The 397-nt window shown below is 38.5% G+C and carries 1 protein-coding gene; it reads right to left on the bottom strand.

From position 1 onward, the window contains the following. On the bottom strand, positions 1 to 179 hold a 179-nt coding region (locus J7R05_RS08770), incomplete at its 3' end, for a chorismate synthase (RefSeq protein ID WP_208541919.1). Positions 180 to 397 lie beyond the last annotated feature (218 nt).

The following is a 397-nucleotide window of genomic DNA, read 5'->3' as shown; positions in this document are numbered from 1 at the left end:
CTACGCTGCGTTGTATATTGAGATTGTCCCGGTCTACGTTTATCAAGATAAAATTGAATTTCTGAAAGAGTAAAAATAATCCCTGGAGGACAACCATCAATGACACACCCAAGAGCAGCTCCATGACTTTCACCCCATGTTGTTACACGAAACAAATGACCAAATGTATTATGCGACATAAAAAATGATCCGTTTCTCCGGCAAACATACGCAATTACAACATATGTTGAGTTGTACACGAACAGCCTCTATTTCAAAATACCGTCGGCCGTCTTAAATTTGGTCACATCACCACTGTCAAATAAAACCTTGCAAACCAAACTTTTATTCTTTAACGACAGAAATGTCTGGTGCATCAACAGCTTTCATACCTATGATGTTATAACCTGAATCCACA

This window comes from Bartonella capreoli, assembly GCF_902813205.1.
Taxonomy (GTDB): Bacteria; Pseudomonadota; Alphaproteobacteria; order Rhizobiales; family Rhizobiaceae; genus Bartonella; species Bartonella schoenbuchensis.
The sequence above is the reverse complement of the archived record's forward strand: the minus strand, read 5'-3'. Positions and strand labels throughout refer to the sequence as shown.